Origin of the sequence: Microvirga soli (genome assembly GCF_016734765.1) — a bacterium.
Lineage (GTDB): Bacteria > Pseudomonadota > Alphaproteobacteria > Rhizobiales > Beijerinckiaceae > Microvirga > Microvirga soli.
This window is the reverse complement of sequence record NZ_JAERQE010000001.1, coordinates 101,978-123,288: the sequence shown is the minus strand read 5'-3', so window position 1 is coordinate 123,288 and position 21,311 is coordinate 101,978. Positions and strand designations below refer to the sequence as shown.

19 protein-coding genes are annotated in these 21,311 nt (G+C 63.1%); 9 read left to right on the top strand and 10 right to left on the bottom strand.

The window, feature by feature from the left end; translation table 11 throughout:
• Positions 1 to 30 precede the first annotated feature (30 nt).
• From JKL45_RS00545 to JKL45_RS00535, 3 genes are read left to right on the top strand one after another with little or no spacing between them, the layout of a single operon-like run.
• Positions 31 to 1,230 (top strand): acyl-CoA dehydrogenase, encoded by a 1,200-nt coding sequence (locus JKL45_RS00545; RefSeq protein WP_201859164.1) that lies wholly within the window; start codon positions 31 to 33, stop codon positions 1,228 to 1,230.
• A 14-nt stretch (positions 1,231 to 1,244) separates the two neighbouring features.
• Positions 1,245 to 2,051: a 4-hydroxy-tetrahydrodipicolinate reductase gene (gene dapB, locus JKL45_RS00540; protein ID WP_201859163.1), complete on the top strand. Its 807-nt coding sequence runs from the start codon at positions 1,245 to 1,247 to the stop codon at positions 2,049 to 2,051.
• Between the two features lie 5 nt (positions 2,052 to 2,056).
• Entirely contained in the window at positions 2,057 to 3,229 is a 1,173-nt protein-coding gene (locus JKL45_RS00535) for a CaiB/BaiF CoA transferase family protein (protein ID WP_201859162.1), read from the top strand.
• 12 nt (positions 3,230 to 3,241) lie between these two features.
• Here JKL45_RS00535 and JKL45_RS00530 read toward each other — a convergent pair whose 3' ends face one another.
• On the bottom strand, positions 3,242 to 3,814 hold the full coding sequence (locus JKL45_RS00530) for a TetR/AcrR family transcriptional regulator (protein WP_201859161.1): 573 nt from the start codon (positions 3,812 to 3,814) through the stop codon (positions 3,242 to 3,244).
• A 163-nt stretch (positions 3,815 to 3,977) separates the two neighbouring features.
• Between JKL45_RS00530 and JKL45_RS00525 the strand changes: the two genes are divergently transcribed.
• Both JKL45_RS00525 and JKL45_RS00520 read left to right on the top strand, forming a co-directional pair.
• The gene (locus tag JKL45_RS00525; RefSeq protein WP_201859160.1) at positions 3,978 to 5,111 is read left to right on the top strand and encodes an efflux RND transporter periplasmic adaptor subunit; all 1,134 of its coding nucleotides are present in this window, start codon (positions 3,978 to 3,980) and stop codon (positions 5,109 to 5,111) included.
• A 9-nt stretch (positions 5,112 to 5,120) separates the two neighbouring features.
• A complete protein-coding gene (locus JKL45_RS00520; RefSeq protein WP_201859159.1) occupies positions 5,121 to 8,213 on the top strand; it encodes an efflux RND transporter permease subunit in 3,093 nt (1,030 codons plus the stop codon).
• A gap of 82 nt (positions 8,214 to 8,295) precedes the next feature.
• Here the strand turns inward: JKL45_RS00520 and JKL45_RS00515 are convergent, their stop codons facing one another.
• The 7 genes from JKL45_RS00515 to JKL45_RS00485 form a co-directional block, all read right to left on the bottom strand.
• Positions 8,296 to 8,748 (bottom strand): Fur family transcriptional regulator, encoded by a 453-nt coding sequence (locus JKL45_RS00515; RefSeq protein ID WP_196263625.1) that lies wholly within the window; start codon positions 8,746 to 8,748, stop codon positions 8,296 to 8,298.
• Between the two features lie 195 nt (positions 8,749 to 8,943).
• Positions 8,944 to 9,351, bottom strand: coding sequence for a Fur family transcriptional regulator (locus JKL45_RS00510; RefSeq protein WP_201859158.1), 408 nt, complete (start codon positions 9,349 to 9,351; stop codon positions 8,944 to 8,946).
• A gap of 118 nt (positions 9,352 to 9,469) precedes the next feature.
• Entirely contained in the window at positions 9,470 to 10,645 is a 1,176-nt protein-coding gene (locus JKL45_RS00505; protein ID WP_201859157.1) for a Gfo/Idh/MocA family protein, read from the bottom strand.
• 18 nt (positions 10,646 to 10,663) lie between these two features.
• Positions 10,664 to 11,725 (bottom strand): sugar phosphate isomerase/epimerase family protein, encoded by a 1,062-nt coding sequence (locus JKL45_RS00500; protein WP_201859156.1) that lies wholly within the window; start codon positions 11,723 to 11,725, stop codon positions 10,664 to 10,666.
• Between the two features lie 122 nt (positions 11,726 to 11,847).
• Complete coding sequence (locus JKL45_RS00495) at positions 11,848 to 12,798, bottom strand: substrate-binding domain-containing protein (protein WP_201859155.1); 951 nt, start codon at positions 12,796 to 12,798, stop codon at positions 11,848 to 11,850.
• Positions 12,799 to 12,865: 67 nt separating this feature from the next.
• A complete protein-coding gene (locus JKL45_RS00490) occupies positions 12,866 to 13,864 on the bottom strand; it encodes an ABC transporter permease (RefSeq protein WP_201859154.1) in 999 nt (332 codons plus the stop codon).
• Positions 13,861 to 15,381, bottom strand: coding sequence for a sugar ABC transporter ATP-binding protein (locus tag JKL45_RS00485; protein WP_201859153.1), 1,521 nt, complete (start codon positions 15,379 to 15,381; stop codon positions 13,861 to 13,863). Before JKL45_RS00485 ends, JKL45_RS00490 begins: the two co-directional genes overlap by 4 nt.
• Positions 15,382 to 15,637: 256 nt before the next feature.
• Between JKL45_RS00485 and JKL45_RS00480 the strand changes: the two genes are divergently transcribed.
• Both JKL45_RS00480 and JKL45_RS00475 read left to right on the top strand, forming a co-directional pair.
• Positions 15,638 to 16,708 (top strand): LacI family DNA-binding transcriptional regulator, encoded by a 1,071-nt coding sequence (locus JKL45_RS00480; protein WP_201859152.1) that lies wholly within the window; start codon positions 15,638 to 15,640, stop codon positions 16,706 to 16,708.
• Positions 16,709 to 16,852: 144 nt separating this feature from the next.
• The gene (locus JKL45_RS00475) at positions 16,853 to 17,260 is read left to right on the top strand and encodes a hypothetical protein (protein ID WP_201859151.1); all 408 of its coding nucleotides are present in this window, start codon (positions 16,853 to 16,855) and stop codon (positions 17,258 to 17,260) included.
• Positions 17,261 to 17,267: 7 nt separating this feature from the next.
• Here the strand turns inward: JKL45_RS00475 and JKL45_RS00470 are convergent, their stop codons facing one another.
• Positions 17,268 to 17,648 carry a hypothetical protein gene (locus JKL45_RS00470; RefSeq protein ID WP_201859150.1) on the bottom strand — a complete coding sequence of 127 codons (381 nt, stop codon included), beginning with the start codon at positions 17,646 to 17,648 and terminating at the stop codon, positions 17,268 to 17,270.
• A gap of 340 nt (positions 17,649 to 17,988) precedes the next feature.
• Here JKL45_RS00470 and JKL45_RS00465 point away from each other — a divergent pair, with 340 nt between their 5' ends.
• The gene (locus tag JKL45_RS00465; protein WP_201859149.1) at positions 17,989 to 18,402 is read left to right on the top strand and encodes a VOC family protein; all 414 of its coding nucleotides are present in this window, start codon (positions 17,989 to 17,991) and stop codon (positions 18,400 to 18,402) included.
• 25 nt (positions 18,403 to 18,427) lie between these two features.
• Here the strand turns inward: JKL45_RS00465 and JKL45_RS00460 are convergent, their stop codons facing one another.
• Positions 18,428 to 20,059 carry an alpha-D-glucose phosphate-specific phosphoglucomutase gene (locus tag JKL45_RS00460; protein ID WP_201859148.1) on the bottom strand — a complete coding sequence of 544 codons (1,632 nt, stop codon included), beginning with the start codon at positions 20,057 to 20,059 and terminating at the stop codon, positions 18,428 to 18,430.
• Between the two features lie 256 nt (positions 20,060 to 20,315).
• Between JKL45_RS00460 and JKL45_RS00455 the strand changes: the two genes are divergently transcribed.
• Complete coding sequence (locus JKL45_RS00455; protein WP_201859147.1) at positions 20,316 to 21,302, top strand: Bug family tripartite tricarboxylate transporter substrate binding protein; 987 nt, start codon at positions 20,316 to 20,318, stop codon at positions 21,300 to 21,302.
• The last annotated feature ends 9 nt before the right edge of the window (positions 21,303 to 21,311 follow it).

The window sequence follows — 21,311 nt, the reverse complement described above, 5'->3', positions numbered from 1 at the left end:
CCGCAACCTTTCATGGGAAGGATGATCATCATGGCCGGTGCTCAACAGGAACTCGCGAAGCTCAAGTGGGAAGATCCGCTGCTCCTCGACGATCTCCTCACCGATGACGAGCGCATGATCCGCGACACGGCCCGTGCCTACGCCCAGGACAGGCTCCTGCCCCGCGTGATCGAGGCCTACCGCGAGGAGAAGACGGATCGCGCCATCTTCAACGAGATGGGCGAGCTCGGCCTTCTCGGCGTCACCCTGCCGGAGGATTACGGCTGCGCCGGCGCGTCTTATGTGGCCTACGGCCTCGTGGCCCGCGAGGTGGAGCGGGTCGATTCCGGCTACCGCTCCATGATGAGCGTGCAGTCGTCCCTGGTCATGTATCCGATCTATGCCTACGGCTCCGAGGAGCAGCGCCGCAAGTACCTGCCCAAGCTCGCTTCCGGCGAGTTCGTGGGCTGCTTCGGCCTCACCGAGCCCGATGCCGGCTCCGATCCTGCCGGCATGAAGACCCGCGCCGTGAAGACCGATGGCGGTTATCGCCTCACCGGCTCCAAGATGTGGATCTCCAACTCCCCCATCGCGGACGTGTTCGTCGTGTGGGCGAAGTCGGAAGCGCATGACAACCAGATCCGCGGCTTCGTGCTGGACAAGGGCATGAAGGGCCTGTCCGCTCCGAAGATCGGCGGCAAGCTTTCGCTCCGTGCTTCCATCACCGGCGAGATCGTGATGGATAACGTCGAGGTGGGCGAGGACGCCCTGCTGCCGAACGTATCCGGCTTGAAAGGCCCCTTCGGCTGCCTCAACCGCGCCCGCTATGGTATTTCCTGGGGTGCCCTGGGAGCGGCGGAGGATTGCTGGCACCGGGCGCGTCAGTACACCCTCGACCGCAAGCAGTTCGACCGGCCGCTCGCCGCCACCCAGCTCGTGCAGAAGAAGCTCGCCGACATGATGACCGAGATCACGCTCGGCCTTCATGCCAGCTTGCGCGTCGGTCGCCTCTTTGATGAAGGCCGCGTGGCGCCGGAGATGATCTCGCTGGTCAAGCGCAACAATGTCGGCAAGGCTCTGGATATCGCCCGCGTGGCCCGCGACATGCACGGCGGCAACGGCATCCAGGAGGAATACCACGTGATGCGCCACGCGCAGAACCTGGAGACCGTGAACACCTATGAGGGCACGCATGACGTGCATGCTCTCATCCTGGGCCGCGCTCAGACCGGCCTGCAGGCATTCTTCTAAGAGAGGCAGCGCCCATGGCTCTTCGGATCACCCTGGCAGGATCGACCGGCTGGGTCGGCAAAGCCCTTGTGGCGGCAATCGCCGCCTCAGACGACCTCGTGCTGGCGGGCGCCGTCAGCCGCAGCGCGGCGGGGCAGGATGCAGGAGAAGCTGCGGGCCTCACGCGCCTCGGTGTTGCGATCAGCGCAACCCTCGAGGAGGCACTGCGCGAGCCGTCCGATGTGGTGATCGACTACACCAAGCCCGGTGTCGTGAAGGCCAACACCCTCACGGCTCTGGCTCAAGGCAGGCACGTGGTCGTCGGCACCTCGGGGCTCAGTGCTGAAGATTACGCCGAGATCGACGTGCAGGCCCAGAAGGCGGGTCGCGGCGTGCTCGCGGCCGGCAATTTCTCGATCACCGCGACGCTGCTGCGTCGCTTCGCCCTTGAGGCCGCGCGCTACGTGCCGGATGTCGAGGTGATCGACTACGCCTCGGCCAAGAAGCCGGACACGCCGTCGGGCACCGCCCGCGAGCTGGCCGAGCTCTTAAGCGAGGCGCGCCAGCCTGCGACCTCCAAGCCTGTCGCCGAACTCACCGGCGTTCAGGAAACCCGTGGCGGTGCGCTCGGCGCTAAGGAGCCGGTGCAGGTCCATTCCCTGCGCATGCCTTCCTTCGTCCTGTCCTGCGAAGCGGTGTTCGGTGCCGACAATGAGCGCCTCGTGATCCGTCACGATGCCGGATCATCGGCAGCTCCCTACGTGGCCGGCACCCTGCTGGCCGCCCGCCGCGTCGGCTCGTTCGCCGGCCTGCGGCGCGGCCTCGACACCATCATGGATTGATCCGTATGAAACCGCTCGCTGGCCTCAAAGTCCTCGAACTCGCGCGCATTCTCGCCGGGCCCTGGGTCGGCCAGTTGCTCGCCGATCTCGGCGCCGATGTGGTGAAGGTGGAGCGGCCGGGTGCGGGCGACGACACCCGCGGCTGGGGGCCTCCTTTCGTGGAGGCGGCCGATGGCGGCGATCTCTCGGCAGCCTATTTCCACTCGTGCAACCGCGGCAAGCGCTCGATCGCGGCCGATTTCGAGACGCCTGAAGGTCAGGAACTCGTGCGCAAGCTTGCGGCGCATGCCGATGTGGTGATTGAGAACTTCAAGGTCGGCGGCCTGAAGAAGTATGGTCTCGATTACGAGAGCCTGAAAAAGGTCAATCCGCGCCTCGTCTATTGCTCGATCACGGGCTTCGGCCAGAACGGCCCTTATGCCTCCCGCGCCGGCTACGACTTCATGATCCAGGGCATGGGCGGGATCATGGACCTGACCGGCGATCCCGAAGGCGAACCGCAGAAGATCGGCGTCGCCTATGTGGACATCTTCACGGGCGTCTATTCCGTTGTCGGCATTCTGGCCGCCCTTCGCCAGCGCGATGCCACGGGGAAGGGAGCGCATCTCGACATGGCGCTCCTCGACGTGCAGACGAGCGTGCTGGCAAACCAGGCCATGAACTATCTTGCCTCCGGCAAATCACCCCGGCGCATGGGCAATGCCCATCCCAACATCGTGCCGTACCAGGTTTTCCCGGTGGCGGACGGTCACGTGATCGTGGCGGTGGGCAACGATGGACAGTTCGCCCGGTTCGTATCGGTGCTGGGCAGGCCTGAACTGGCCCAGGACGAGCGTTTCAGGAGCAATGCGGGTCGCGTGGGCAACCGGTCCGAGCTCGTGCCCATCCTGACCGAACGCACCCTGAAGACAACGCGCGACGCGCTGCTGTCGGCGCTTGAGCAACAGGGTGTCCCGGCCGGTCCCATCAACACGGTGGCGGATGTGTTCGCCGATCCGCAGGTCATCGCCCGCAGCATGAGGATCGACCTGCCTTCGGCCGCAGCCCAAGGCGGCGCCATACCGTCCGTCCGCTCGCCGATCGTGATGAACGGGGAGCCGATGGCGGCGGAGCGGCCTTCGCCGCGTCTCGGTGAGCATACGGACGAGGTGCTGAGCGACCCGTCCTGGATGGCCTGAGCGGAAGGCTGCCTACTCGGCGATACCTTTGGTGACGAGGCGCTCGATGGCTTTCACGATGCGCTGACGGTCCTCATCCGAGAATGGGCTGAGATTGTGCATCTCGAGGCTGCTCAGCCCTTCGGTTGCCAACCATGCCAGCAGGGCCGAATCGAGGTCGTCCGAGGTGTCCTTCAGCTGCTCCAGAGTGGTGCGGATCACCTGACGCACGGGGTCGAGAAGACGTGGATTCTCGGCCGTGGCGGCCATCATTCCAGTGGCCATGTCCTGCATCTTGCCGCCGCAGCAGATGTTCAGCAGGGTCTTGGTCACGACCCGTGCTTCCAGATTAGGGCCAGGGTCGGCCTGCTCGCGCAGAACTTCCTTCTCAGAGGCAACCTGGTCGATCATGCGCTGAATCATCCCCTGCAACAGCGCATCCTTAGTGGGGAAATTGTAAAGCAGCCCGCCTTTGCTGAGCCCGGCCTTCTCCGCCACGGACTCGAGCGTCAGCCGGCCGGCGCCAATCTCGCCGACAAGTTCTGCGGCCGCATCGAGAATTTTTTCCCGGGAACTCTTACGGCCTCTGGTACAGGGAAACAGCATTCATCACTCTTGTTTTGTGCGTTGCCGCACTTGCGACTGAACCGTCCAGACGGTATATAAATTCTCCCACGGCATTGGCGTCAAGGAAAAGTCGCGTTAATGCCGCACCTCCTTAGTCTTAGATGAGCCCGTTGATATGGGTTCGCAATGTCGGAAGAAGCCTATGAAACGGCGCCTTGTAGTCGGTCTTGTGTTCATTCTCGCGGTTGGCCTGTGCGGCGGGTTGATCTGGTTCAACTTCTTCCGCGACAAGATGATCACGCAGTTCTTCGCCACCATGCAGCAGCCGGCCCAAACGGTTTCGGCTGCCAAGGTCGAGGCCAAGACCTGGACGCCGGGTATCGGAGCCATCGGCACGGCCAAGGCTGCCAACGGCGTCGAGCTCGCCTTCGAAACGGCAGGTATCGTCAGTCAGATCAAGTTCAAAGCCAACCAGGAAGTGCGCAAGGGCGAAGTTCTCGTTCAACTCGACGATACGGTCGAGCGTGCGGACATCCAGGATGTTCAGGCTGCCGTGAAAACAGCCGAGAGCAGCTTCGAGCGCGCGAAGACCCTCTCGTCTCGTGGCTATGGTACCGAAGCGAACTTCGATCAGGCAAGCGCCCTGCTCGCGGCGGCACGCTCGCGCCTGGCACGCCTGCAGGCCACGATTGAGCAGAAGGCTCTGAAGGCGCCCTTCTCGGGCGTGATCGGCATCCCGCGGATCGATGTGGGACAATATCTGCAGCCGGGGACCGTCATTGCGAGTTTCCAGGATCTGTCGTCCATGAAGGTCGATTTCACGATTCCGGAGCAACGGGCTGCCGAGGTCAAGCTCGGCCAGGAAGTCCGTGTCGGCACGACGGAGGCAGATCTGCCCTTCAAGGGGCGCGTCATCGGCAAGGATCCTCGCGTCGACCCCGCGACCCGTCTGGTCTCCGTTCAGGCGCTCATCGAGGATAACAAGGACGGGGCCATCCTCCCCGGCCAATTCCTCCACGTGGAGGTTGTCCTGCCGGAGCAGCCTAACGTCATGACCGTGCCACAGACGGCGGTTATCACCAGCCTCTACGGTGATTATGTCTACACCGTCGAGCAGGAAGAGCGGGCGGGCCAGCAGGTTCAGGTCGTCAAGCAGGTCTTCGTGAAGACCGGCCGCCGCCGCGGCGGCGCAATCGAAATTCTCTCGGGCATTCAGTCCGGTCAGCAGGTGGTCGCCTCCGGGCAGAACAAGCTGCAGGCGGGAGCAACCGTCAAGATCGACAACTCCATCGATGTGACCAAGCTCGACACGACGAAGCTCGCGAACGGGCAATAGGCATCAGCCATGAGTTTCACAGAACTTTTTATCCGCCGCCCCGTCTTGTCGATGGTGGTGAGCCTCCTGATCCTGCTGCTGGGTGCGCAGGGTCTGATGAACCTCCAGGTGCGCCAGTATCCTGAGGTCGAGGAAACCACCATCACGATCACGACGGCCTATACGGGCGCCAGCGCCGACCTGATTCAGGGCTTCATCAGCACGCCGATCGCCAAGTCCGTGTCGAGCGCGGAAGGCGTCGATTACGTGACGACGCAGAGCCGTCTGGGCGTGAGCACGGTGTCCGTGCGCATGCGCCTCAACACCGATCCGAACGCGGCACTCACCGAAGTCACCTCCAAGGTGCAGCAGATCCGCGCGCAGCTTCCCTCCGAGGCTGAGGATCCGGTGATCATGAAGGGTACGGGGCAGAGCTTCGCCCTCATGTACATCACCTTCGGCAGCACGGAGATGAACCCGGAGCAGGTCTCCGAATTCCTCACCCGCGTTGTCCAGCCGCGTTTCGCCACCCTCGAAGGCGTCGGCAATGCCGAGATCCTCGGCGGGCGCGACTTCTCCATGCGTGTCTGGATCGATCCCGTGCGCCTGGCGGCTCGCGGCGTGACCGCCGGCGACGTGGTGGCGGCGATCAGAGCCAACAACTTCCTCGCGGCACCCGGCAAGACCCAGAGCGAGTACGTGGCCTACAGGCTCGACATGCAGACCACCCTGCAGACGCCTGAGACGTTCGGCATGCTGCCGATCCGCTCGAACGGCGATCAGGTCGTGCGTCTGCGCGACGTGGCGGATGTGGAACTCGGGCCCGAGAGCACGGACACCATCGTCAGCTTCAATGGCAGCCAGGGTACCTTCATCGGCATCGTGCCGACGCCCTCGGCCAACCCTCTGACCGTTGCCGAAGAGGTGACGAAAGCCATCGAAGGAATTCGTTCGACGCTGCCTAAAGGCATGAATGTCGAGATCGTCTATGATGCGTCGAACTTCATCTCGGCTTCCATCGAGGAGGTGTTCAAGACCATCGGTGAGGCGGCGCTCATCGTCGTGGTGGTGATCCTGCTGTTCCTGGGCTCCTTCCGCTCGGTGCTGATCCCTATCGTGACCATCCCGCTCTCGCTCGTGGGCGTGTGCTTCTTCCTGTATGCGCTGGGTTATTCGATCAATCTCCTCACCCTGCTGGCCATGGTGCTCGCCATCGGCCTCGTGGTGGACGATGCCATCGTGGTGCTTGAGAACATCCATCGGCACATCGAGGAGGGATTGAAACCGGTCGATGCGGCTGTCGTCGGCATGAAGGAGATCTTCCTGCCGATCGTGTCCATGACGGTCACCCTGGCGGCGGTCTATGCTCCGATCGGCTTCACACAGGGCCTGACAGGCTCGCTCTTCCGCGAGTTCGCCTTCACCCTGGCCGGGGCCGTGATCATCTCGGGCATCGTTGCCGTGACGCTCTCGCCCATGATGTCGTCGAAGCTGCTGAAGGGGCATGGTGGCCAGGGGCGTTTTGCTGCCTTCGTCGACCGGGTCTTCACCCGGCTCGAGAACTGGTATGCCCGGCGCCTGAAGGGTTCGCTGGATTATCGCGGCGTGACGCTCGTTATCGTCGCCGTCCTGCTCGGCACCACGGCGTTCATGTTCACCAAAACCTCCTCCGAGCTTGCTCCTGAAGAGGATCAGGGCGCCTATCTCGGCATCCTGAATGCGCCGAAATATGCGACCGCCGATTATACCCAGGCCTTCTCCAAGCAGTTCACCAACGCGGCGGAGAAGATCAAGGAGATCGACGACAGCTTCCTCATCGTCGGCATCGACGGCGGCGGCGGCGGCTTCTTCGGCTTCAAGCTGAAGGAATGGAGCGAGCGCGAGAAGAAGGGTGCCGAGACCAAGCAGGACATTCAGAACCTTCTGAATCAGAATGCCGGCCTCCAGGCCTTCGCCTTCGCGCCTCCGTCCCTCCCCGGAGCCGGTGACGGCCTGCCGATCCAGTACGTTCTGCGCACGATCGGCGATTCCTCGCAGGCTTATGAGACCGCGGACGAAATCCGCAAGCGGGCGATGAAGTCGGGCAAGTTCATTGTTGTCCAGAACTCCATCTCCTACGAGTCGCCGCGAGCGCGCATCACGGTCGACCGTGATCGGGCTGCAGCGTTGGGCGTGCCCGTGTCCGAGATCGGCAACACGCTTGGCGCACTCGTCGGCGGCGCCCCGATCTCGAAGTTCGACCGGGACAACCGGAGCTACGACGTCGTCAGCCAGGTCCGGCAGGAGGATCGCCTCAATCCGGAGCGGCTTGCCGAATATTATGTCCGTGCTTCCGACGGCTCCATGGTTCCGCTGTCTTCTCTGATCAGCATCAAGACGGATGCGGCGCCGGCTGTCATCGAGCAGTTCAACCAGCTCAACTCGGCGACGATTTCGGCCCTGCCTCTCCCGGGCGTGACCACGTCGGACGGCTTGGCAACCTTGCGGTCCATCGCCCAGGAGGTCATGCCGCAGGGCTTCTATGAGGATTACGCCGGTCAGTCGCGCCTGGAGATCCAGGAAGGAAACTCGATCTTCCTGGCCTTCGGGCTCGCCATCATCGTGATCTACCTGGTGCTGGCGGCGCAGTTCGAGAGCTTCCGCGATCCGTTCATCATCATGATGTCGGTGCCGCTCTCCATGTTCGGCGCGATGATCTTCCTGAACTTGGGCTTGGCGACCCTCAACATCTACACGCAGGTGGGCCTGATCACCCTCGTGGGTCTGATCACCAAGCACGGCATCCTGATGGTGGAGTTCGCCAACGAGCAGAAGGAAAAGCACGGCGTCAGCAAGCGCGAGGCCATTGAGGAAGCGGCACGCGTTCGTCTGCGCCCGATCCTGATGACCACGGCCGCCATGGTGCTGGGCGTCGCGCCCCTGCTCTATGCCAGCGGCGCCGGCGCGGCCGCCCGCTTCTCCATGGGCCTGGTGATCGCGTCCGGCATGTCTATCGGGACGATCTTCACCCTGTTCGTGGTGCCGATGTTCTACACCTTCATCTCACGGGAGACGGTCCGTGCCCATCGGGCGGAAGACAGGACACCCGAGAGGCACCATCATCAGCCGGTTGCGGCGGAGTAACAAAGAAAAAGGCCGGGCAACGCCCGGCCTTTTTAATGTCGTCCTGAGAGGCAGGTCGATATCGATCCTGCCTCTTCTTTCGTTATTGGGCGATCTCGCCTTCGACTTCCATGAACGGCGAAACCGACTTGAAGCCGGCCTGCTCCGCAGCCTTGCGCACGGCCTCGGCCACCTCGCTCGAATGAACCTCGACGGTTTCACCGGTCTTCGCATCCACGAACATGATCTTCATCGCGTTCATGTCCGGCTGGCCGTGGGAGATGACGTAGGAGTTCTGGGTGGCCAGGCGGTGGACCAGCCCTGCGTCACGCAGGAAGTCCAGGGCACGATAGATGGTCACGGGAGCAAGACGCTTCTTCTCGTTGCTCAGGCGATCAACCAGATCGTAAGCCCCGACCGGGCCGCCGCTCTGGACCAGCTCGCGATAGACGCGCTCCCGGATCGGCGTGAGCCTGAGGTTATTCTGCCGGCACACATCGTCGGCACGACGGAGGAGGTTGTCCTCTTCTTCCTTCCTGAGGGCCTTGGTGCTCATGAGCCACACTCCTGTTATTACGGAACCTATATATTCATATAGGGAAAATACGGCTCTGACAATGTGCTATCGTTGCGAAAGGTGCCAGAATTACACGTTTTCCTCAACGGAAGGGGCAGGAATACCCCATAATAGGGAAATTTCGGCTATATATACGTAATAACGTATACGAAAGTGGAAGGTTCCGGCGGGCGTCTACTTCTGGCAGCTATCGCAAAGACCCCGGATCTCCACCGTCACCTTCTTGGCCGAGAAGGCGTGATCCTCACTCCAGTGGGAGAGGCGCTCGCTGATATGCGGGTCCGTGAATTCCTTCACCAGACCGCAGCTTTCGCAGATCGCAAAAGCTGCCATATCCTGATGGTCATGGGGATGCTTGCAGGCGACATAGGCGTTCAGGCTCTCGAGCCTGTGGGCAAGGCCCTTTTCGATGAGCTTGTCCAGCGACCGGTAGACCGTCGGTGGCGTGACCGCTCCCTTGCCGCGCATCTTGTCGAGGACCTCATAGGCCGAGAGCGGATTTTGGGCGGAGCAGAGGATCCGATGAACCCGCTTCTGGGTCTCGTTGAGGTCGTCGAGGCTGTGGTGATGCGTATGAGCCATCTGAAATCGTCGGTTCCGCCGGGTGTGGTGCCCTATACGTCATGATTGCGGAAGCGATTTCAAGGTACTTGCGCCTATTGCCCTGCCGGAGACATCCCGGCAGGGCAATAGGCTGTTCTTAGAGATCCACCCAGGCTGCCTTGCGTTGCGAGGAGCGCACGGCCGCTTCGATGAAGCGCACGCCCCGAACGCCCTGATCCACCGTCGGGACCTGAAGCGAGAAGGGGCTGGGCTCCCGCTTCTCGATGCGCGCGGCGATCTGCTCCGCCACATCGGTGTAAAGCTGGGCGAAGCCCTCGAGATAGCCTTCTGGATGCCCGCCCGGGATGCGCGAGGCGGCGCGGGAGGCCTCGTCGGCGCCGTAGCCGTTGCGACGGATGGTGCGGGGCGGTTCGCCGAGAGGTGAGAAGGTGAGGTAGTTCGGGTTCTCCTGATGCCACTCGAGGCCTGCCTTTTCGCCATAGACGCGGATTTTGAGACCGTTCTCGAGGCCTGCCGCCACCTGGCTGCACCAGAGCATGCCCTTCGCGCCTGACGCAAAGCGCAGCATCATGTGGGCATTGTCGTCGAGCCTGCGGCCTTCCACGAAGGTGTGCAGTTCCGCGGAGAGCGACGCGACTTCGTCGCCCACGATGAATTCGGCAAGATTGAACGCGTGCGTGCCGATGTCGCCCACGGCTCCGGCCGGCCCTGAGCGAGCCGGATCCGTACGCCATTCGGCCTGCTTGCTGCCGCTCTCCTCCACGCGGGTGGCAAGCCAGTCCTGCGCGTATTCCACCTGCACGACGCGAATGGCGCCCAACTCTCCCGCCTGGATCATGGCGCGGGCCTGTCGCACCAGGGGATAGCCGGTGTAGTTGTGAGTCACCGCGAAGATGAGGCCTGAATCACGAGCGAGCTTGGCGAGTTGATCGGCCTCGCGCCGCGTGGTGGTCAGCGGCTTGTCGCAGATCACATGGATGCCGGCCTTCAGGAATGCACGGGCGGCAGCCGCATGCGCATGATTTGGCGTGACGATGGCGACCGCATCGATGCCGTCCTTCAGCCGCCGCTCGCGGCGCGCCATCTCGTTGAAATCGCCATAGATCCGGTCCGGCTTCAGGAGAAGATCCTCGCCGGAGGCCTTGGCGCGATCCGGATCAGACGAGAGGGCGCCCGCCACCAGCTCCCAGCGGTCGTCGATGCGGGCGGCGATGCGGTGCACCGCGCCGATGAAGGCGCCGCGCCCGCCGCCGACCATGCCCAGGCGCAGCCGGCGGTTCAGCTTCTGATCCGGAGATCCTGCAATCGTCATGAACGTGCCCCTTGTCGCTTATGCCGCGCCGATGCCGAGCATCCGGCGGTTGGCCGCCTCGTCCGTTCCGCCGGCGGCGAAATCGTCGAAGGCTTTCTCCGTCACGCGAATGATGTGCGCGTTGATGAACTCGGCGCCCTCCCGTGCTCCATCCTCCGGATGCTTGAGCGCGCATTCCCATTCCAGCACGGCCCAGGAATCATAGTCGTACTGCGCGAGCTTGGAGAAGATCGCGCCGAAATCCACCTGTCCGTCGCCGAGCGAGCGGAAGCGGCCAGCCCGGTTGATCCAGCTCTCATAGCCGCCATAGACGCCGACGCGCCCGGACGGGTTGAACTCCGCGTCCTTGGCGTGAAAAGCCTTGATGCGCTCATGATACAGATCGATGAAAGCGACGTAATCGAGCTGCTGCAGCAGGAAGTGGCTCGGGTCGTAATTGATGCAGGCTCGCGCGTGTCCGCCCACCGCGTCCACGAAGCGCTCGAAGGTTGCGCCATCGTGAATGTCTTCGCCGGGATGGATCTCGTAGGCCACGTCGCAGCCCGCATCCTCATAGGCGTCAAGGATGGGCCGCCACCGCCGCCCCAGCTCTTCGAAGGCGGTCTCGACGAGGCCGGCGGGACGCTGCGGCCACGGATAGACGTAGGGCCAGGCCAACGCCCCGGAGAACGACACGCTCACATTCAGGCCCAGACGCTTCGAGGCCTTGGCCGCCATCAGCATCTGGTTGACGGCCCATTCCTGCCGCGCCTTCGGGTTGCCCCGGACTTCAGGCGCAGCAAATCCGTCGAAGGCCTCATCGAAGGCCGGGTGAACCGCCACGAGCTGGCCCTGCAGGTGGGTGGAGAGCTCCGTGATCTCCAGGCCATGGGAACGCACGAGCCCTAAAATCTCGTCACAATAGGTTTGGGATTCCGCCGCCTTCTTCAGGTCGATGAGACGCGCATCCCAGGTAGGGATCTGCACACCTTTGTAGCCCAGGGAGGCCGCCCAGCGGCAGATGGCGTCGAGCGAGTTGAACGGAGCCTCGTCGCCTGCGAACTGCGCAAGGAAAAGGCCGGGGCCCTTCATGGTCTTCATGGGTGAACTCCCGATGTGGCGTGAGAGAAGGCGAGAAAGCCGGCAATGGAAAGCTGCCCGAAATGCGAACAGCTTGCCGTTGCCTCGCCCCTTCCATCCGGAAGGGGCGAGAGCGACACCACTTAGAACGGAGAGTTCGGGAAGTAGTGATCCTTGGCGTTGTCCTTCGTGATCAGCTGGGCGTTCAGCGTGTAGGTGCCGCGCATGGGGGCATTGGTATAGAAATGCGCTGCGGTCACGCCCATGGCGGTCGAGATCATCGACGGCGGGTAGGACACGTCGGCCGGGATCATCTTGTCGCCGTCCATCACCTTCTTGATCATGTCCTTCATGCCGGCGCCGCCGAGAACGAACTTGATGTCCTCGCGCTTGGCCTGACGGATCGCCTCCATGACGCCGAGCGCCATGTCGTCATCGGATGCCCAAACCGCATCGATCTTCGGGTGCTTGGACAGGTAGTCCTGCATCACCTTGAACGCGTCGTCACGGTTCCAGTTGGCGTATTGCTTGTCGATGACCTTCACGCCCGATCCTTCGAGAGCTTTCTCGAAATTGGAGACGCGCTCCTCGTCGATAACCGTCGGAATGCCGCGGAAGACCACCACATTACCTTGCTTGAGGTTGTCGACGAAGTACTTGCCGGCGACGCGGCCGAACTCGGGGTTGTTGCCGGCCACGTAGATGTCCTGGATGGACGGATCCTTAAGGCCGCGGTCGACGATGGTGACAAAGGTGCCGCGCTTTTTGATCTCGCGCATGGGGTTGGTCAACTCGTCGGAGTTGAAGGGCAGCACCACGAGGGCATCCACCTTCTGCGAGGTGAGATCATCGAGGGCATTCGCCTGCGAGGCGCCGTCCGGCGAGGTTTTCACGATGACCTTCAGACCGGGATAGCCCTTCTCAAGCTGCTTGGCTGTTTCCTGAGCGTGGTAGACGACGCCGCCGGTCCAGCCGTGGGTTGCGGCCGGGATCGAGACGCCGATCGTCACATTTTTCTGCTGGGCCGTCGCGCTGGTGGCAACACCTGCCATCAGGCCTGCCGCGAGGGCGAATTTCAGTACCGTTGCTTTCATCTCATTCCTCCCTGGAGGGTTGGTCTTTTAAGCCCTTCGTCCCTTTTCCGGTGGGCTTAGCCCGGTTTCATCGCCCGCGGTGGACTGACCGCTGCACGAGCATGGCGATAATGATGATGGCACCCTGAACCGCTCCCACGAGGAACTCGGAGACGAAGTTCGACAGCACCATGATATTGGCGACGAGTTCGAGAATCACCGCGCCGACCACCGTGCCCCAGACGCGGCCGATGCCGCCCTTGAGAGCCGTGCCGCCGATGACCACGGCCGTGATGGCCTGCAACTCCCACAGCAGGCCCGTCGTCGGCGTGGCCGAACCGAGGCGCGGCACATAGACCAGCACGGCGATGCCGACGCAGATGCCCTGGATGATGTAGGTGAGCGTACGCACGCGCCAGATCGGCACGCCCGAATACCGGGCGACGTCCTCGTTGGAGCCCAGCGCCACCACATGGCGGCCGAAGGATGTGCGGTAGAGGATCAGCGCCCCGACTGCCGCCACCACGAGAAAGGCGATGATCGGATAGGGAATGCCGAAGACGCTGCCGAAATAGACAGGGCGGTAAAGTTCGCGCAGCTCGAAATTGCGCATGGTGATGGTGCCGCCGGCCGCCAGCCAGATGACCAGAGAGCGGAAGATGCCCATGGTGCCCAGCGTCACGATGAAGGGTTCTATCCGCCCGAAGGTGACGATGAGACCATTGGCCAACCCGCAGGCCGCACCGAGCGCAATGGCGGCCAGCAGCCCGACCGCCAGCGTGCCCACGTCCCCACCGCCGAGATTGTTCAGGGTGAGGATCATGACGCCGGCGATCAACGCCGCCATGGAGCCGACGGAGAGATCGAGCCCCCCGCCGGCGATCACGAAGGTGGCGCCCACCGCGATGATGGCGATAAAGGCGGAGCGCGTCACCACATTGAGCAGGTTCGACGCGGTCAGGAAGTCGGGATTGATCAGCGCGCCCGCGATGATCAGAACGATCAGCGCGATGAAGGGCGAGAGGGCCCGCATATCGACGGAGAACTTGCGCTTTTCGGCGCGGGTGGGGAGCACGGTTTCTGTCATGCGTGGCCCGCGGCGATTTCCGCCGCCCTTTCCTCATGAACGCCTGTGGCGAGATAAACGATTGCGTCTTCCGACAGATCAGCCTGCGGGACTTCGCCGACGACGCGTCCGTTGCGCATCACGACGACCCGGTGACAGAGCCCGATCAGCTCCTGCATCTCGGACGAGATGACGATGACGGCCTTGCCTTCCGCTGCAAGCGACGCGATGAAGCGGTAGATCTGCTCCTTGGTGCCGATGTCGACACCCCGTGTCGGCTCGTCGATGATGACGATCCGCGGCTCCAGCAGCATCATCTTGGCAAGCAGCAGCTTCTGCTGGTTGCCACCGGAGAGCTGGCCTGCCAGCAGGTCGCGGCTTCGGGTGCGGATGTCGAAATCCTTGATCGCTCGGTCGAGCGCCTTCTCCTCGGCGCCGACGTCGATGAAGGAGCCGCTCGTGAACTTGTCGAGAGCTGCAAGCGAAAGGTTGATCCGGAGGTTCTGCTGCAGAAGCAAACCCTTGCCCTTGCGATCCTCCGACAGATAGACGATGCCGGCCGCCATCGCTTCCCGGGCGTCGCGAAAATGGACATTCCTGTCGTCCAGAGTGACGGTGCCTTGGCTCGATCGCAGGCCTACGATGCCTTCGAACAGCTCCGTGCGGCCCGCGCCGATGAGACCGCCGAAGCCGAGGATCTCGCCGCGGCGCAATGTGAAGGAGGCGTTTTCCACATAGCCCGGCACGGCCATGTCGCGCACGGTGAGAACGATCTGGTCGGAAGCGGTTTCCGGCTTCTCTGGGTAGAGCTTGGACATGTCGCGGCCGACCATCAGGCGGGCCATCTCGAGAGGCTCCAGCCCCTCGATGTCGCGGGTCGCGATGTGGCGCCCGTCCCGCAGCACGGTGACGCGGTCGGCGACCGCCTTCACCTCGTTGAGGCGATGGGAAATGTAGAGCACCGCCACGCCCTGCGAGCGCAGCTTGCGGATGATCTCGAACAGGCTTTCGGCCTCGATCGGCGTGAGAACGGCGGTCGGTTCGTCGAAGGCGACCACCTTGTGCGGCACGAGAAGCGCGCGGGCGATCTGGACGAGCTGGCGGTCTGCAATCGACAGGCGGCTGACCTCGCGGTCAGGGTCGATCGTTGTGCCGAGCTCCCGCAGGATGGCTCGCGCGCGCTCCCGCATGGCCTTGTCGTCCACGAAGCCGAAGCGCCTGATCTCGCGGCCCAGAAAAAGGTTCTGCGCAACGGTCAGATCCGGAGCGAGCAGGATCTCCTGGTGCACCAGAACGATGCCATGAGCCTCGGCGTCCACAGGGCCCGAGAAGGTGATCGGCTGGCCGTTGAGGTGCAGGCCCCCCTTTGTGGGAGGAAGATGCCCCGACAGGATGCGCATGAGGGTCGACTTGCCGGCCCCGTTCTCGCCGATGACGGCATGAACCTCGCCAGGCCTCAGATCCAGTGAAATACCGCTCAGGACCTCAATGGGTCCGAAGGATTTCGAGATGTTCTCTGCGCGAAGAACGGAATCCATCACCAGCTCCGGATGAGCGACATCGCTCGCCTTCGGTCACATGAAGGCGGTCACAAGAAGTCTCTATCGGGGCGGATCAGCTGGACGGCACGGGAGCGGGCATTCATTTCCTCCTGCTTGTCAGTCAGTCCTCTGACGGGACTCTTTTCGATGTAGGGTTATCGTACGGCTCGACAATCACCCTATGTAATCGATTACATGCAACTTTACCGAAATGGCGGCATCTGTCAAACAGAACCATAGTCGAGGGAGAACCATGGACGATTTGGGGCAGGCAGACAGGGCTGAGCCGGAGGAAACGCGGATCCGTGCCGCGCGAATTCAGGATGTCGCCCGGTTGGCCGATGTCTCGACCGCCACGGTGAGCCGGGCGCTTGCCACGCCGGATCGGGTGTCTCCGGAAGCCCGCGCCCGGGTTCTTGAGGCCATCGCCAAGACCGGATATGTGCCCAATCCCGCCGCCCGGTCGTTACGGTCGCAGAAGACCTTCATGGTTCTGGTCGTCCTGCCGGATCTGTCGAACACGTTCTTTTCCAAGATCCTGCGCGGCATCGAGGAGACGCTCTTCGAAGCCGGCTACGGGATGATCATCAGCGATCTCGACGGATCGCCCGAGAAGGAAGCGCATTTTGCAGCCTTCACGGCGGCAGGCCGCGTGGATGGCGCCATCCTGCTCAACGGCCACCTGTTCGGTCAGAGCCGGGAAGGGGAGGGGCAGCCTGCCCGGATTTCGATCCCGCTCGTGGCTCTGTGCGAGGCGATCCCGGGCGCCGACGTTCCTCAGATCGAGATCGACAACCGCGCCGCCGCCTCGCGCATGACGCAGCATCTCGCCTCGTTGGGGCACCGGCGCATCGCCTATGTGAGCGGACCGGCGAACAACATCCTCGAGCGCGAGCGCTTCTTAGGCTTCAAGGATGGATTGGAGGCCGCAGGCCTGCCTTTCGATCCGGCGCTCGTGATTCCCGGCGACTACACGATCGAGGCGGGCGTGAGAGCTGGCCAAGACCTCGTGGGCCGATCCACCCGCCCGACCGCCGTGTTCTGCACCAGCGACGAGATGGCCATCGGGCTCATGCGTACCCTTTTCTCCGCCGGGCTTAGAGTGCCCGAGGATATCTCGGTCGCCGGTTTCGATGACATCGAGTTCGCGGCCGTGGCCGAACCAGCGCTGACCACGATTCATCAGCCGCGTCGGGAATTGGGACAGGCTGCAGCATCCGCCCTGATCGATCTCCTGCAGGGCCGGCCATCGCCCAAGCGGATCCGCCTGGAAACGGAAATCGTGATTCGGGACAGCGTGACTTCACCTTGGCGCAAATCCTAAGGCTTGAGCTTGTTGCTCTAAGGAAATGAACCTCAGGCTAATCCCAAAAGACCGTTCCGGTTGGGAGGCTGATGCTTTACCATTCTCCACCTCAGTCCTCGGAAGTGAGTTCGACGCCGCGCAGCCTTGCAGGAGATCGACCCGATGACCAAAATTGTCACCTCCCTTTTCCACACCGAACAGCATGCGGTGGCCGCAGCAGACCGTCTGGAACAGGCTGGCATCCCGAGAGGCGCAATCGACATCTGGTCGACCCCGCACAACCTGGCTCCTCTTCTGGAGGATGACGGCGTGTCCCGATCGGACGCCTATGCCTATGTCGAAGGCATCATCCGCGGCGGCTCCGTCATCATCGTAAAATGCGACGATGCCGAGGTGGACCGGATCGTCAGCATTCTAGATCAGGATGGGGTGGCGGACCTCGACGAGCAGCAGACGGTCTGGCGTTCTGAAGGATGGGAAAACACCAGAACCACGGATCAGCCGGGCGGGGTGAGCCACGGCCGGGTTCGCATCCAACCTCGTAAGCTGGAGCCCCCGGTACAGGAATAGAGGCCGGTCAGAAGATTGAAAACGCCCCGACGAACAGCACCAGCACGAGCGCGATGAACCCGACATAGCCGGCAAGCGCCTTTCGCGAATGCCCGTGGGCATAGCTTTGCTTGTCGTTGCCGTTCTGCCAGCGCGCCGTCGATTCCTGATGCCGGGCGATGTCGACCTGCTCCGGCCTCATCGGGTTGCCGCCAGCTTCGTCGTCCGTGCCAAGAGGGGAGAGGCCGGGGTCGAACACCTCGTTCTTGTCCCCCGTGCGGCCGCTGTTGATATCGCCCTTCAGCTGCGCCGTGGTCGAGCCCTCGTTCATAGGCGGAGGATCCATCGGCTTGATCGTGTGCGCCCGAGGAATGTCGGTGTGGTTGGGGTTGTCTGAACGAGTGGACATGAAAGCTCTCCCGGGCTCCGCTGATGGGAAAACCGCCGGAGGAGTGCGAGGTTCCTGCTTTGCGGCCCGACCGGAAGCCGTTGTGCAGGCAAGAAAAAAGGCCGTTGTTGCCAACGGCCCGAAGTTTAGGGAGGAAACGCCCTAGAAGGGCTGCAGCGCAGCGACGCCAATCGCTGTGCTGCACTGCAATAAGTAAGGAATGCGCTGGCCGGTTTCAAGCTTAAAAGGTCAGCATCATTGCCCAATTTTTCGCCTCTCTGCCTCATCGGGACTTTAAAGGCCTGGACAGGTTAGTGGCGGGGGCCAAGTGGAAGATCCCTAGACACTACGAGGTCTGACGATGCCGAAGCTGAACGCCGTGCTCGAATCCGCTCTCTACGTCGATGACCTGGCTCGGGCCAAGGAATTCTATGAGAGCAGCCTCGGCTTGCCGCTGCTGCTGGCCAACCAGCGCATGTGCGCGTTCGATATTGGTGGCAGCAGCGTGCTCCTCGTTTTCCTTCGGGGCGGGTCGAGCGAGAACATGACGACGCCCGGCGGCACGATTCCCGGCCATGACGGGCAAGGTCCCCTGCATATGGCCTTTGCAGTCGCGGCCGAAGAGCTTGCCGCCTGGGAGCGGAGACTGGAAGAGCGCGGGATCCCCATCGAGAGCCGGGTGACCTGGCCCCGGGGCGGCACCAGTGTCTATTTCCGTGATCCCGACGGGCACATTCTCGAACTGGCCACGCCCGGGCTCTGGGCGACGTATTGATCGCCGAGGCCCGGGCAGGCAGGGATCAGGTAATGACGCTTGGCTCGTTGCGCCCCGTGCGGGCTGCAATCTCCGCAATCTCGTTCGCCGCCTGCACCACAGGAGCCAGAACGTCGGCGGTCGGCAAATCGTGCTTGTCGGTGTCGGGCTCGAAGCGTTCCAGATAGACCCGCAATGTCGCGCCCGAGGTCCCGGTTCCCGACAGGCGGAACACGGCGCGCGCGTCCTCCTCGAAGAGGATGCGGATGCCCTGCTTGGGCGTCACGGACCCATCGACAGGATCGGTATAGGCGAAGTCGTCGCAGGACTGGACCGTGAGGCCGCCGAAGCGCTGCCCGGCAAGAGAAGGCAGCTTTTTGCGTAAGGCGTCCATCAGCTCGTTGGCAGGCCCGGTCTCGAGCTCCTCGTAGTCGTGGCGCGTGTAGTAGTCGCGACCGAACATGGCCCAGTGCTCACGCACGATCTGGTCCGCCGGTTTTTTCGTGACAGCCAGGATGTTGAGCCAGAGCAGCACGGCCCAGAGCCCGTCCTTCTCGCGGATGTGGTTGGAGCCCGTGCCCGCGCTCTCCTCGCCGCACAGGGTGATGAGCCCCGCGTCCAGAAGATTGGCGAAGAACTTCCAGCCTGTGGGGGTCTCGAAAAAATTGATGCCGAGCTTTTTAGCCACCCGGTCGGCGGCCCGGCTCGTCGGCATGGAGCGTGCGACGCCGGCCAGGCCCTTGGCATAGCCCGGCGCGAGATGCGCATGGCTTGCAAGGATCGCGAGGCTGTCGCTCGGCGTCACGAAGAGCCCTCGCGCCACGATCATGTTGCGGTCGCCGTCGCCGTCGGAGGCTGCGCCGAAATCGGGCGCGTCGGGCCCGAGCATCAGGTCCATCAGGTCATGGGCATGAACCGGGTTCGGATCGGGATGATGGCCGCCGAAATCGGGCATCGGCTCGCCGTTCACGACAGTGCCTGCCGGTGCGCCGAGACGACCCTCAAGGATTGCCTTCGCGTAAGGACCGGTGATGGCGCTCAGGGCATCGAAACGCATGCGGAAGCCCGAGCGGAACAGATCGGCGATCTTCTCGAAGTCGATCAGCTGCTCCATCAGCTCCGCATAATCGGCCACTGGATCGATGACCTCGACATTCATCTCCCCCACCTTGGTCGGGCCGATGCGGCTGAGATCGATGTCGGGGGCATCGACGATTTTGTACTCGGTGATGGCACTCGCCCGCTTGAACACGGCTTCCGTGAAGGATTCCGGCGCCGGTCCGCCATGAGCCATGTTGAACTTGATGCCGAAATCGCCGTCCGGCCCGCCCGGGTTATGGCTGGCGGAGAGAACAAGCCCGCCAATGGCCTTGTGCTTGCGGATCACGCAGGATGCCGCCGGGGTCGACAGGAGTCCCCGCTGCCCAACGAGAACGCGGCCGAAGCCATGGGCTGCCGCCATCCTGATGGCGATCTGAACCACGACATCGTTGAAGTAGCGCCCGTCGCCGCCGATCACCAGCGTCGAGCCTTGCGCCCCCTCGACATTGTCGAAGATCGCTTGGACGAAATTCTCCACATACCGGGGCTGCTGGAAGACGGTGACTTTCTTGCGCAGGCCCGATGTGCCGGGGCGCTGATCGGAAAACGGTGTCGTCGGGATACGGGCAGTCACCATCGGGGCTAATCACTTCCTTGCGTGGCTCTTCGAGGACGCTTCACGGAATCCTCACCGGTCCGGATGAGGACCGACACCCATTCTAGGGTCGTTTCAGGCAGATGCCACTGCCAAGATGAAGGCAGGATGAAGGCATCGCTGATCGACTGACCCAATACGATCCGGCGCTCCTTGCCCGATATGGCTCTGGTCCCGGCAGGCGCTCTCCCTATGTCCTGCCATGCGACGAACCGCAAACACGATCCTGGAGAAAGCCATGAGCCAGACCCGCCGCAACCTTCTTATGACGATGGCCGCCGCGTCCGCAGCCTCGGCCCTGTCGCCATGGCGGGCCTTGGCACAAGCAGATTATCCGACGCGGCCCGTCCGGGTCACCGTCCCCTATGCGGCCGGCGGCGGAACGGATTTCTTCGCGCGCCTCGTCTTCGGCGCCATGGGAGAGCAACTGGGGCAGCAGTTCGTCGTCGAGAACAAGCCGGGCGCAGGCACCAATATCGGGGCCGAGGCCGTCGCCAGGGCCGAGCCTGACGGCTACACGCTGCTCTTAGGGGATTCGGCCACCTTCGCGACGAACCGCTCCCTCTATCGCAAGCTCTCCTTCGACCCGTACAAGGATTTCAGCCCGATCTCGCTGACGGGCCGCTTCGCGCTCGTGCTGCTGGTCAACACCAACAAGCTGGCGGTGAACTCCATTCAGGAATTGATTGCCGAGGCGAAGAAGGCGCCCGGGCGGATCAACTATGCCACTCCCGGCCTGGGCAGCCCGTTCCACCTGGCGACGGAGCTCCTGTCGCAAGGCGCCGGCATCAAGCTCACCCATGTGCCGTATCGGGGCGCCGCTCCGGCCGTGCAGGATCTGGTGGCAGGGCAGGTGGACATGATGTTCATCGACTTCGCAACGGCCCGCTCGCAGCTCTCCGGTCCCATCAAGGCCATCGCGGTGGCCTCTCCGAAGGAGTTTGCCGGCCTGCCGGGGGTGCCGCCCGTGGCGGCCGATTTCCCAGGCTTCGAGGCCTGGGCCTGGCAGGGCTTCGTCGGCCCGGCCCGCCTGTCGCCTGAGATCGTCGCCAAGCTCAATGACACGTACCGGCAGGTCGTTGCGAGACAGAATATCCGCGACAAACTCACCGGTGCCGGGATCGACGTGCTCCAGAGTTCGCCCTCCGAGATGGCCGCCTACATCCAGGAAGAAGGCGCCAAGTGGGAGAAAGTGATCAGGACAGCCAACATCACCTTGGAGTGATGCCGACAA